This is a genomic window from Paenibacillus sp. DMB5 (assembly GCF_001517085.1).
Classification (GTDB): Bacteria; Bacillota; Bacilli; order Paenibacillales; family Paenibacillaceae; genus Paenibacillus_AQ.
The window spans coordinates 156,632-168,781 of record NZ_LRAC01000163.1 but is presented as its reverse complement, the minus strand read 5'-3'; the positions used below and the strand labels follow the sequence as shown (position 1 = coordinate 168,781).

At 55.3% G+C, this 12,150-nt stretch carries 9 protein-coding genes and 1 pseudogene; all 10 read left to right on the top strand.

Annotation, left to right across the window (positions count from 1 at the left end):
• The first annotated feature begins 149 nt into the window (after nt 1–149).
• The 10 genes and pseudogenes from AWJ19_RS30510 (at nt 150) to AWJ19_RS30465 (ending at nt 11,381) form a co-directional block, all read left to right on the top strand.
• Nucleotides 150–950, top strand: coding sequence for a polysaccharide deacetylase family protein (locus tag AWJ19_RS30510; RefSeq protein WP_068729156.1), 801 nt, complete (start codon nt 150–152; stop codon nt 948–950).
• A 129-nt stretch (nt 951–1,079) separates the two neighbouring features.
• Nucleotides 1,080–2,275, top strand: a pseudogene (locus AWJ19_RS30505) (hypothetical protein).
• Between the two features lie 255 nt (nt 2,276–2,530).
• The gene (locus AWJ19_RS30500) at nt 2,531–3,898 is read left to right on the top strand and encodes an MATE family efflux transporter (protein ID WP_241781945.1); all 1,368 of its coding nucleotides are present in this window, start codon (nt 2,531–2,533) and stop codon (nt 3,896–3,898) included.
• 192 nt (nt 3,899–4,090) lie between these two features.
• A complete protein-coding gene (locus AWJ19_RS30495) occupies nt 4,091–5,707 on the top strand; it encodes an ABC transporter substrate-binding protein (RefSeq protein ID WP_068729152.1) in 1,617 nt (538 codons plus the stop codon).
• Entirely contained in the window at nt 5,704–6,693 is a 990-nt protein-coding gene (locus tag AWJ19_RS30490; RefSeq protein ID WP_241781944.1) for an ABC transporter permease, read from the top strand. Before AWJ19_RS30495 ends, AWJ19_RS30490 begins: the two co-directional genes overlap by 4 nt.
• The gene (locus tag AWJ19_RS30485) at nt 6,690–7,556 is read left to right on the top strand and encodes an ABC transporter permease (RefSeq protein ID WP_082708211.1); all 867 of its coding nucleotides are present in this window, start codon (nt 6,690–6,692) and stop codon (nt 7,554–7,556) included. Before AWJ19_RS30490 ends, AWJ19_RS30485 begins: the two co-directional genes overlap by 4 nt.
• Nucleotides 7,556–8,326, top strand: coding sequence for an ABC transporter ATP-binding protein (locus AWJ19_RS30480; RefSeq protein WP_068729150.1), 771 nt, complete (start codon nt 7,556–7,558; stop codon nt 8,324–8,326). Before AWJ19_RS30485 ends, AWJ19_RS30480 begins: the two co-directional genes overlap by 1 nt.
• The gene (locus tag AWJ19_RS30475) at nt 8,317–9,102 is read left to right on the top strand and encodes an ATP-binding cassette domain-containing protein (RefSeq protein WP_068729148.1); all 786 of its coding nucleotides are present in this window, start codon (nt 8,317–8,319) and stop codon (nt 9,100–9,102) included. Before AWJ19_RS30480 ends, AWJ19_RS30475 begins: the two co-directional genes overlap by 10 nt.
• Nucleotides 9,086–10,153: an aminotransferase class V-fold PLP-dependent enzyme gene (locus tag AWJ19_RS30470; RefSeq protein WP_068729146.1), complete on the top strand. Its 1,068-nt coding sequence runs from the start codon at nt 9,086–9,088 to the stop codon at nt 10,151–10,153. Before AWJ19_RS30475 ends, AWJ19_RS30470 begins: the two co-directional genes overlap by 17 nt.
• Nucleotides 10,146–11,381 (top strand): amidohydrolase family protein, encoded by a 1,236-nt coding sequence (locus tag AWJ19_RS30465; protein ID WP_068729144.1) that lies wholly within the window; start codon nt 10,146–10,148, stop codon nt 11,379–11,381. The genes AWJ19_RS30470 and AWJ19_RS30465 overlap by 8 nt, the downstream gene beginning before the upstream one ends.
• The last annotated feature ends 769 nt before the right edge of the window (nt 11,382–12,150 follow it).

Genomic DNA, 12,150 nt, shown 5'->3' with positions numbered 1-12,150 from the left:
ATGCGGCCAAATGGCCGGAATGAGAGGCATAAATGCCCTTGAATTGGGTAAATGCGGCCAAATGGCCGGAATGAAGGGCATAAATGCCCTTGAATTGGGCGAAGCGGCCAATAAGATAAACCATCAATATCCAAGGAGGCGTAACAGCAATGCCCGGAGTGTATTACTGCTATCCGCAAGGCCGGCACAAGGCGCTGACCATGAGCTATGATGACGGCAGACGGGCCGATGAGCGGCTGGTCGGTCTGTTTAACAAATATGGGATTAAAGGAACCTTTCACATAAATTCCGGCCTGCTGGGAGAGGGGGACCGGATTACAGCGGAGGAGCTGCCTCAGCTGTATAAAGGTCATGAAGTCAGCGCCCACACGCGGCGGCACCCGACGATGGCCCGCTGTCCGCAGGAGTATATCGTCGAGGAGATTATGGAGGACCGTAAGGCGCTCGAAGCGCTGCTGCATCAGCCGGTCCGCGGGATGTCATACCCGAACGGGTCGTATACCGCCGAGATCAAAAAGCTGCTGCCGCATCTGGGCATTGAGTATGCCCGTACTGTGCAGAGCACCGGCGGCTTCGGCCTCCCGGAGGACTGGCTTGAATGGCCGGCGACATGTCATCACAACCGGGGACTGCTTGCGCACACGGAGAATTTTCTCGGACTGTTTAAACGGCAGTACCTTTATCTGATGTATGTTTGGGGTCACAGCTATGAATTCGACAATGATGATAACTGGGAGCTGATGGAGCAATTCTGCGCCATGGCCGGCGGACGGGATGATATCTGGTACGCAACTAATCTGGAGTTTGTCTATTATATGAAGGCCTGCCGGAATCTCATCTTTTCGGCAAGCCGGGATTTTGTCTACAATCCGAACGCTTTAGCAGTCTGGCTCGATGTTGACGGAAATATAGTAGAGGTGCCCGGGGGGCAGACGGTGGATTTAGGCTGAGCCCAGGACGGGAGACAAGGAGGAGCTACTGTGAATAATACGAATAAAGCGGGCAGTCTGGCAGAAGGCGACCAAGCCTTGCACCGGCTGGCCGGGATCGATATTTCGGCTGCCGGGCCAAGATGCAAAATGCTGCTGGGGGATCTGGACGGGGACGGCAGGGCTGAGCTGCTGCTGGTTCAGCCGGATAACCGTCAGGATGTAAGATATATTCCCCATCAGGTGCAGTGCCTGACCGCTTTTGATCTGGACGGCCGGCTGCTGTGGCAGACGGGGAAGCCGGATGAGGGCGCTGGCAGCCAGGGCTCGGATTATCCGGCCCAAATCTATGATATTGATAGTGACGGTGCGCTTGAGGTGCTGTGCGTCATGGATGATAAGCTGCATATCCTGGAAGGGGCAACGGGAAAAGTAAAGGAAGTCCATGAGCTTCCATCCGCTGAAGCGCATGACTGCATTATTATTGCTAACCTGAGCGGTAACGCGCACCCTTCGACATTATCCTTAAAGACCGCTATCACCGGCTGTGGGCGCTGAACAAAAACCTTCAGCTTCTATGGACTTATGAAGGCAATGTGGGCCATTATCCGTGGGTGTATGATCTGGACGGTGACGGACGCGATGAGGTCATGGCTGGATACGATCTGCTGGATGCTGACGGAAAGCTGAAATGGAGCTGCCGTGATCTGGACGATCATGCAGATTGCCTCTGGGTCGGGGACGTGAACGGCGACGGCCTTCCCGAGCTGGTGGTCGGAGGAAGTGTTACGGTAATGTATGACCGGGACGGACGGGAGCTGTGGCGGTACGAGGGCTCCATTGAATCCCAGCATCTGGCGCTTGGACGCTTCTGTCCTGAGCTGCCGGGATTGCAGATTGCCGGACTTGACCGTATGGTGCGCGAGGATGATGGTAAGGGCCTTAAGGGAAAAGACGCTATGTTCCTGCTGGATCAGAACGGCAAGGAGCTGTGGAAAGAGGAACGTACCACAGACGGCTGGCTGACGATTGTGGATGCGGTCAGCATGTTCTGGAAGAACGCGCCGGATTACATTCTGGCGTACCGGCGCGGTGAGGGCGTGCTGCCGGCGCTTTACGACGGGAAGATGAATAGGGTTGCACAGTTTGCCGAGCAGGGCTATGCCGTGCATGGGGATCTGCTCGGCAGCGGTACCGAGCAGGTCATCATCTATACGGATGAACTGGCGGCAGTCTATGCCGGCGAGCCGCTTCCTCTTGCGGCGGTCCATCCGGGCCGGCCGCTGCCGCAGCCAAAGCGGCTGTACAGCTCCACCCTGTACCCGGGCGGGGAAGTGGAGCTGTAAGGCCGTACTCAAGTGAAAGCACGGCTGCACGCCATGGATTGAGCCTGCCATACAAAAGTACCCAAGCAATAACCTGCGTGGCATACGCCTCGCAGGTTATTGCTTTTTTTACATTGAAGGTGTCTGTGGTAAATACCGGTTATCACCCGGATAACAGACGAAAGTCAGAATTTGTAGTAAACTGGAAGGAATGTATTTCGCGCACTCTAATCCTACAGAAAAGAATGTGATCTATTTATGCAGCTTCAGGCTCGAATGCCAAACAAAAAATGGCTGGAGAAACACCTTTCCGGGGAGGGGATGGATTACCGGCAGATTATCGCCCTTTTTCTCCCAATCCTCATTGATCAGGCTTTCATCATCGGGCTAAATCTCGTAAACACAGCGATGATCAGCTCGTCCGGGATGGCGGCGGTCAGTGCGGTGAATATGGTGGATTCACTGAATATTTTTCTGATCAACGTATTTGTGGCGATTGCAACCGGCGGTACGGTGGTGGTAGCACAGTATAAAGGCAGCGGAAATGACCGTATGGTGTCACAGGCTGCTGCGGGCTCCGTTACTTCGGTGTCGCTGATCGCTGTGGGCATCGGTCTTCTGCTCATGGGCTTCCACTCGCCGATATTGAATCTTCTGTTCGGGTCTGCCTCCGCCGATGTGCTGGACAATGCCCGGATCTATATGATCGGCAGCAGCATCTCCTATCTGGGGATTGCCGTGGTTCAGGCCGTATGCGGTGCGCTGCGGGGCGTGGGCCGGACGCGGGCTTCCCTGATGCTGTCACTGATCATGAACCTGTTGTATGTACTCTTAAACATTATTTTTATAAATCTGCTGGACATGGGTGTGCTGGGCATGACGCTGGCGGTAAATATTGCGCGGTATGCAGGGATGATCTGTGCCCTTGTCTATCTGTTCAAAATGGATACGGCTCTGCGTGTGCGCGCCCGCGACCTGATTCATATTCCGGTGAGCATGCTGCGCAAAATTATGTTCATCGGTGTGCCGTTTGCTGCGGAGCAGATGTTTTTTAACGGCGGCAAGCTGCTGACCCAGATCTTTATTGTCAGTCTGGGTACGTATGCCATTGCAACCAATGCCATTGCCGGCTCATTAGCCATGGTGTTTCAGATACCGGCCAGTGCGCTGTCGCTAACCATTGTGACGGTTGTCGGCCAAAGTATCGGAAGGGGGAATGTCGCCGATGCCAGAAAGTTCATCAAGTCCTTCCTGTGGATTGGTTCCGGCTCTCTGGCTCTGATCGCCCTGATTCTGATGCCGCTGTTCCACCCGCTGGTGTCAATCTTTTCTCCGCCTCCGGAAATTATTGATGATTTATTTATAGTGCTGCTGGTCAATGCCATAGCTCAGGTTCCGCTGTGGGCGGTCAGCTTTATATTGCCGTCGGCACTGCGGGCAGCAGGGGATTCACGGTTCACCTCCATTACCTCGATGCTGACAATGTGGCTGTTCCGGGTTGTTTTTGGCTATGTTCTGGGAATCGTGCTCGGCTTCGGTGTGCTGGGTGTCTGGATCGCGATGAACAGCGAGTGGGCTGTCCGCGGGGCTGTTTTTCTGTGGCGGTTCAGAGGGGAAAAATGGTTTGCGCATAAGCTGATCTAAAGACTGCAAGGAATCGGCCACGCTGAAAATTTGCCGGTTTACTACAATAAAAACGGATTCATTTCCTGTATTGGATATAATAGTTTTACCCGCCCTGGCATTATGTGAATTTTGTTTGACAGGGGGGATAGTATGGGCCATAATACAATCCATACTAAACATATAAGGTTTATAGGAAGGGGAGATTGAGACATGCAATTCACAGCTTCTATCAAAAAAACATTATGGTCAGGAACACTGGCAGTTCTACTAATGGCGGTGATTGCCGGCTGCTCCGGACAGAACAATACAGCTGCTTCCGGCGAGACGGCTCAGCCCAGCGCCAGCCAGGCGGCGGATGCGGGCAACAGCACCAGCGAGCCGGCGGCGGGAGGGACTTTCGTCTATGGACGGCCTGCTGCAGTGACCTCGTTTGATTTGCATAACCAAATTACCTCGAACAATGCGTTTGCGATTGATAAAGTGTTTGAATCCCTGGTTGCTTTCAACAGTGAAGGGGAGATAGTGGACTGGCTGGCTGCCTCTCATACTATCAGTGAGGATGGATTGACCTATACCTTTGTGCTGCGTGACGGGCTGAAGTTCTCTAACGGCAACGCTGTTACAGCCAAGGATGCTGTATTCTCGCTGGAGCGCCACCTGAAGGTCGGCGGTCCGCTGGCGATTGCAGCCAAGGTGGACAGCGTTACTGCGCAGGATGACAAGACACTGGTGATTAAGCTCCAGGAGCCATACACACCGTTCATCTCCGAGCTGTCCAATTTCTCGAACGGGATTATTCCGGCTGATTTCGGCGGAGTCACCGAGGAAGAATTCTTCAAAAAGCCAATCGGCACCGGCCCGTTCGCCGTTGAAGCCTGGGACCCTGCGGGCGATGTGACGTTCGTCAAGAACACGAACTACTGGCAGGAAGGCAAGCCGGCGATTGATAAGCTCGTCTATAAGCTGATCGAGGACGACAGCCAGGCGATCAATCAGCTGAAAGCCGGAGAAGTGAACGCTGTCGAAGCGCTTGCCCTGCAGAATGCTGAAGAGCTGAAAAATGGCGCGGACACCGCTGTAGTAACCAACGGCAGCTGGGTAACAGAGCAGCTGTTCTTTAATACACTCGATGAGCATTTCAAGGATGTGCATGTCCGCCGTGCACTGGCGCTGGCACTGGACCGTGAAGGCCTGACCAAGGCGCTGACCTTTGGTTATGCCAAGACGGCCAATTCCCTGCTGCCGACAACCATTCCTTACAATGCGAATGATACCATTAAATCGCTGAACTATGATGTAGAAGCTGCCAAAGCAGAGCTGGCTAAATCCGCTTTCCCTGACGGTTTCAGCACCAAGCTGCTGATTGCCTCAGGCAACAGCACAAGAGCCCAGGAAGCGCAGATTATCCAGGCGGCAGGCCAGGCAATCGGCATCAAGATTGAGATTGAATCCATTGAGCTGGCTTCCTTCCGTGAACGGTTCTTCGCCTATGATTTCTCTGCAATGCTGAACAGCGGCCAGGCAGATTCTCCGGAAGCGAACTCGATTCTGGCTTTCCAGACCGATCCGGAAGGCTTCAGCAAATCGTACTGGACGCACTATACCAATGATGAAGTAACCAAGCTGCTGTATCAAGGACAAAAAACAGCAGACGGCGATGCCCGGGCAGAGATTTACACGAAGCTTCTGCAGACGCTGGCTGATGAAGTGCCTTACATTCCGCTCTACTACCCTGACATTCTGATCGGTGCCCGTTCTTCGGTAGAGGGGCTCACTGTATTGCCTAACGGCAGCGTGCGCTTTGAAGATGTGCGGATCGGTCAATGATGATGCCGGGGAAGCTGCAAAGTTCTGCAGCAGGTAATCGTACATCCTACAGATGGCTGACGGCGGCTCTAATTAGAGCCGCTGTCGTTATCCTCTGTGTGATGACAGCTGTCTTTTTTCTGATCCGCATTGTTCCCGGTGATCCTGCAAAAATGATTCTGGGTGAATACAGCACGCCGGAAGCTATCGCAGCTATGCATCATACACTCGGACTCGATCTTCCGCTGTGGGAGCAGTTCATCCGGTTCGTGAAGCTGCTGTTCACCTCCGGCGATACCGGCAATTCCATTGTCTCTGGAACCTCAACAAGAGTACTGATTGCCGAGCGGGCTCCGGTAACTATGCTGCTTATAGGGATGGCGTGTGTTATCGCTATAGTGATTGCCCTCCTGCTTGCTACGGTTGCGGCTACGAATAAGGACAAGCTTGCGGATCATCTGATCCGTATTTTTCCTGCGATTACACTGGGTATGCCAATCTTCTGGGTTGGCATCCTTTTCATTATGCTGCTTAGTGTCCGGCTCCGCTGGTTTCCTGTCGGCGGTGTAGGCGAAGGCTGGTCCGGCATGCTGTACAGCCTCACGCTCCCGGCGGTTACAGTGGCTTTTTCACAGATTCCAACCCTTGTCCGCTCGTTAAGGGCGCAAATGCTAGAGGTGCTGGAGTCCGATTTCGTGGTTACCCTGAGGGCTGCACGCATTCCCGGCCGGGTTATTCTGTTCAAGCATGTGCTGCGCAATTCGGCATTGCCGACGCTGATGCTGCTGGGTGTCAACATTTCTTATCTGATCGGCGGTACGCTGGTCGTTGAGCAGGTGTTCGGCATCAAGGGCATAGGCAGCCTGCTGTTTACTTCCATTTCAAACCGGGATTTTCCGGTCATCCAGGGAATTGCGCTGTACTGTGCGGTTTCGGTGGTGATTATCAGCCTGCTGGTTGAGATTCTGGCCAAATGGCTGGATCCCCGGACGAAAGGAACACGATGAAAACGACAACTATATATCCTAAACTGCAGACGGACGGACCCAAGACTACATTGATCCGCCGGATTTTGAATACTCCGTCCCTGCTGGCAGGAGGCATTATGTTCGCTGTGCTGATCCTGCTGGCTGTTTTCATTCCTTACATCAGCCCCTATGACCCGACGGAGCAGAATTTAAGCGCATTTCTGCAGCCGCCATCCGCCGAGCACTGGCTCGGAACCGACCAGCTGGGGCGGGACCTGCTCACAAGACTGATCTACGCTGCCCGGACGGACCTGACCATTATGGTGCTGGCGGAGATTATCCCGTTTTGTACCGGTATTTTTCTGGGGATGGTGGCCGGCTATTATGGAAAATGGGTCGATAACGTCATTACCCTGATCACCGATACGTTTGTTGCCTTTCCTTTTTACCTGATCGTCATCATTGTGGCCTTTGCGAGCGGCGCGGGCCAGCGCGGAATTTATATCACTTTTATTCTCGTCGGCTGGATTGTGTTCGCCCGGGTGGTCCGCGGTCTAAGCGCATCGTTCCGTGAACAGGAATGGATTGCATCGGCCCGGACGCTGGGCTTGTCCGGCCCCCGCATTATTCTGCGGCATCTGCTGCCGAATGTGCTACCGCAGGCAGTGGTCGTGCTGATGACGGATATGGTCGGGCTGCTGGTGGCGATCGTCACACTCGGCTATTTGGGCATCGGTATCGCCCCGCCGACTCCCGACTGGGGTACGATGATTGCGGACGGCCAGTCCTTTATCTCGACCGCCTGGTGGCTCTCGGCCGTTCCGGGCTTCGCCGTGGTATATACGGGGATTGCCTTGTCGCTGGTAGGCGACGGGCTGGCGGATCTATGGAGGAAAAAATAATGGCTACAACACCTGTTTTGGAAATAGAAGCCTTGACGCTGACTGCCAAATCGCAGGAGGTGCTGGTCAAGGATGTCAGCTTCTCGCTTAACCAGGGAGAGAGCCTGGGGCTGGTCGGTGAATCGGGCTCCGGCAAATCGCTTACGCTGCGCGCAGTGCTCGGCCTGCTTCCGCGCGGCGTCGAGCAGACTGGCGGAGTAATCCGGGGCGCGGCGGATAGCGCCATGGTGTTCCAGGACCCCCGGGGAGCGCTGGACCCGCTATGTCCGGTGGTTAAGCAGGTAGCGGAGGTAGTGTACTACAGGCAGCGGCTCAGCCGCAAAGCTTCGCGCGCTGCGGCGCTGGAGCTGCTGCATATGCTCGGGTTGCCCGATTCGCTGCGCAAGGCGGACCGGTATCCCGGCCAGCTCTCGGGCGGGCAGTGCCAGCGGATCGTCATTGCCACGGCTCTGGCCTGCAAGCCGGGCATTCTGCTCTGTGACGAGCCGACCACAGCGCTTGATGTTACAGTGCAGAAGCAGATTATGGAGACAGTGGGCCGGCTGCAGCAGGAGCTGGGGTTTGCGATGATTTTTGTAACCCATAATCTGGCGGTTGCCGCTGCGATGTGCTCCAGGCTGGCCGTTATGAAAAAAGGTGAAATCGTGGAGCACGGCAGTACGCTAAGTGTTCTGCAGGATCCGCAAAATCCGTATACACAGATGCTGATCAACTCGGTGCTGTCTGTGCCCGAGCTTGCGCCTGAAGGGAGCGGTGCTTCATGGACTTGAGCCTGCAGGTTAACGATGTGACGGTACGGTACGGCGGGTTTACTGCGCTGGACAATATCCGGCTTGAGGTGCAGCAGCATACCACTCTTGGGCTTGTCGGAGAATCCGGCTCAGGCAAATCCACGCTCGCGCGGGTGATTGCCGGGCTGATTATCCCGGATCAGGGGCAGCTGCTGCTGGATGCAGAGCCGCTCACCGGGAAACGGACCCGTGAGCAGCGCAAAAAGATCCAGATGATCTTCCAGAATCCCGACGCCTCACTGAATCCGAAGCATTCCATCCGGCAGATTCTGGCTGAAGCGCTGCTGTTCCACAAGATCGTAGGCCGTGCGGAGGTGGAGAAGAGATCCAGGCAGCTGCTTGAGCGTGTGAGCCTCGAGGGAAAAGCGCTGGATAAATATCCGCATGAATTCTCGGGCGGCCAGCGCCAGCGGATCGCCATTGCCCGTGCTTTAAGCGTTGAGCCCAGCCTGCTGATTGCCGATGAGCCGACAAGTGCCCTGGATGTATCCGTTCAGCTAAGTGTGCTGGAGCTGCTGGGCACTCTCAAGTCAGAGCTAAATCTGACGATGCTGTTTATTTCCCATGATCTGGGTGTTATACATGCAGTAAGCGACAAGGTTGCCGTCATGCGGCAGGGAAAGCTGGTTGAGGTCAGCCCGAAGGACAGGTTCTTTAGCCGTCCGGAAGCAGCTTACAGCCGTGAGCTGCTGTCTGCGGTTCCCCAAATGCCGACTATGAACACATCAGGAGGACTACATGAACCAAGAACATAAAGGATATGTGCCGCTGACACGCGCTGAATTCAGCACGTTGACCAGCCAGTTCGCCCGGCTGCTGTCAACGGAGCATCCCCCGGTTATCATTCCGGGTGAGGCCATTCTGGGGATCGAGGCGGTGGCTGCAGGGATTTCTGCACCGGGACGTACATTTATTAATGTGGTAACCGGACCTTACGGCAGCCTGTTCGGCGGGTGGCTGGAGCGCGGCGGAGCAAGAGTAGTGGAAGTAAAGGTTCCGTTCGATGAGGTAGTGCCGGCGGAGCAGGTTGCTGCGGCCATTGAGCGTGTTAAGCCGGATGCAATTTCCTTTGTGCAGGCTGAGGTCGTTACCGGGGGCTCAAATCCGGCAAAAGAAATTCTGCGCATTGCCCGCACCCATAACCTGATTACGGTAACGGACTCCGTCTCCGCTGTCGGCGGGGAAGAGCTCCTGGTAGATGAATGGGGCGTTGACTTCGCCGCTGTCGGAGCGCAAAAGGCGCTGGGCGGACCTAACGGGGTCAGCGCGGTCAGTATCTCGCCGCGCGGCTGGGAATTCATGGAGTCTAATAAATTTGCGCCGCGCAATTCGATCCTGTCTTTGCTGGATCTGAAGCCGTCCCCGGCTGGTACGGAGCCGGTGCGCGTTCCGCCTAATATTCCGGCGCTTGAGGCCAGAGCGCTGATTGAAGCGCTGGCGGCTGTTGAGCAGGAGGGGCTGGATCAGGTCATCCGGCGCCACGAGACAGCAGCGGCCTCGGCCATTGCCGGCATTAAGGCACTTGGGCTTGAGCCTTGGCAGAAGGACAGCTGGCATTATTCCACGCTGACTACAACCGTCCGCATTGGCGGCGACCAGCGGCTTAGAATTGCGCAGCCGGTTGGTATAGTGGCTCCGGGAGACGGGGAGCTTAACGGCCGTCTGCTGCGGATCAATCATTTTGGTATAAATGCGAGCCTCTTCAGTGTGGAAAAAGCGATTGTAACACTGGCTGAGCTGCTCGAACAAGACGCTGCTTCAGCGCTGCAGGCAGTCCGGGCAGCATGGGGGAATGCCCATGCTTAATAAACATCCGGAGGCGCTTGATTACAAAGCAATCCGTATTGCGGGGATCGAAGGCAAGCGTTACGACATTTCCATCAGAGACGGCAGATTCACGTCGGTGAAGGAAACGGTGCCGGAGGAATCGGCGGGGCAGGCCGGATATTCCGGAGAATGGCTCCTGGAAGGAGAATCCGGACAGCCGGAACCGGTGCAGCCTGCAGGGGCAGCTATCCCGCAGGCTGATCTGTGGATCAGCCCCGGTATTATCGACCTGCATACGCACCTGGCCTGGACGGACTTTGACCATGCAGACCAGCTGAAGCGCAGCAGCGGTGAGGTCGAAGCCATGCAGGGCGCGGCGTTTGGGGCTACCCTGCGGACCGGTGTAACGACCGCACGGGATGCGGGCGGGATTACGCCGCAGACGATCCGCCATTTGGTCCGCAGCTACGGGCACCCGCTCAGGGTCGAGACCAGCAGCGAAATGCTGGGTTCGGCAGATGCGCTGGGAACCAAGTTCCTGGAAGGCCGGCTGGCAGAGATTTATGCCACCGGGGCGGGCTGGGTCAAGATTATGGCGACCGGAGGCCTTGGTGCACCTGCAGAGAAAGTGCTGGACCCTGTGTTCTCGGAAGAAGAGTTCAACTTCATTGTCCGCCATGCCCATGCCCATCAGATTAAGGTGCTGGTCCATACCTGGGGCGGGGTGACCATTGACTGGTCGATCCGGGCAGGCGTCGAATCGATCGAGCACGGAATGTTCCTGACCGCAGATCAGGCCGGCCGGCTGGCTGAATCCCATACAGCCTACGTGTCTACCGCTTCAATCTACCGGATTGCCGCAGATCCTTCCGGCGTGCTGGCGCTCCCGCAGGTCATCTGTGACCGTGCCGCACGGGCTGCCGAAGCGCATTCCCGGGCAATCGGCTATGCCAGAAGCGCGGGCGTGCGCTTTGGGTTCGGCACAGACTATGCCACGCCGGCACTGCACGGCTATAATCTGCAGGAACTGGACACGCTGCTGGATTACGGCCTGACCCGCGCGGAAGCGTGGCACTCCGCCACCTCCGGCGCGGCTGAAATTCTCGGACGCGGCCATGATTTAGGCCGGATTGCGGAAGGCTATCTAGCCGATGCTGTAATCTGGAACGCCGATCCGTTCCAGGCCCGGAGTGCCGATGTGCTGCGTGAGAGCATAGTCTCAGTTATAACCGGGGAGACGGAAGCGGAGCTGACCGGGGGGAGATAAGCCGCTTTTGCGGTTTTAGAGTGTGAGGGCCGTATAACCAAGGTTATACGGCTTTTTGCTGTGGCTGGCTGGCGAGCTAGTGAGCTGGCCCGCTACCTTGAGCTGTTAGCTTGTCCGATGAGAGCGGCGGGATCTATGCTGGAGCTTTTTTTCAGGCTGGAGTTTATGTGCGTAGGCTGGTTAGTGTTCTTTATGCTGCTTTGCAGAGGCTGGTTTTTAAAACGGACAGCCTGTGAAGGTCGAATCTAATATGGGTTATATTAAACTTCCGCCGGGATGAGGGTTCCTGAACAGCTAAGTGGATTTTCGCCATCTAATTCTTCCGATTCTCTTGAGTTTTAAGGATTAGTTGGAAAATCGGCACTTAATTTCGCTCAAACTCCACCATTAGGCGTAAAACCGTAAAATTAAGTAGCGTTTTTCCACTTAGATTTCCGAAAGTGGGATCAAGCGGAGAATTAGATGCCATTTTTTCACTTAGCTCGAACCAGGAATCCCTTGTACGCACTGTAGAACCCCTCTTACAGGTTAGAAAATTAAATATGCTGCGGAAGGCTGGGTTGTCTCTCCTATTTCATCCCCAGTCAGGGGATCCAGCCAAGCATGATTGAACAGCAGCGGGAGGGATCTCCCCAATATTCTCTGGATTCACTTCCAATCCCAAAATAAAAATTCTGGACCTTACGGAGCGGTAACTGCCCGTTATTTCAAATGTTATATAAAAAGTCCGGTATCATCTTTAGTTTGGAGAAAGACAGTGATTTTGCGG

Bases quoted from the DNA above. Each gene is read 5' to 3' on its own strand.
- AWJ19_RS30490 (WP_241781944.1), top strand. From the start codon at position 5,704: ATGATGATGCCGGGGAAGCTGCAAAGTTCTGCAGCAGGTAATCGTACA.
- AWJ19_RS30480 (WP_068729150.1), top strand. From the start codon at position 7,556: ATGGCTACAACACCTGTTTTGGAAATAGAAGCCTTGACGCTGACTGCC.
- AWJ19_RS30485 (WP_082708211.1), top strand. From the start codon at position 6,690: ATGAAAACGACAACTATATATCCTAAACTGCAGACGGACGGACCCAAG.
- AWJ19_RS30475 (WP_068729148.1), top strand. From the start codon at position 8,317: ATGGACTTGAGCCTGCAGGTTAACGATGTGACGGTACGGTACGGCGGG.
- AWJ19_RS30465 (WP_068729144.1), top strand. From the start codon at position 10,146: ATGCTTAATAAACATCCGGAGGCGCTTGATTACAAAGCAATCCGTATT.
- AWJ19_RS30470 (WP_068729146.1), top strand. From the start codon at position 9,086: ATGAACCAAGAACATAAAGGATATGTGCCGCTGACACGCGCTGAATTC.
- AWJ19_RS30495 (WP_068729152.1), top strand. From the start codon at position 4,091: ATGCAATTCACAGCTTCTATCAAAAAAACATTATGGTCAGGAACACTG.
- AWJ19_RS30500 (WP_241781945.1), top strand. From the start codon at position 2,531: ATGCCAAACAAAAAATGGCTGGAGAAACACCTTTCCGGGGAGGGGATG.
- AWJ19_RS30510 (WP_068729156.1), top strand. From the start codon at position 150: ATGCCCGGAGTGTATTACTGCTATCCGCAAGGCCGGCACAAGGCGCTG.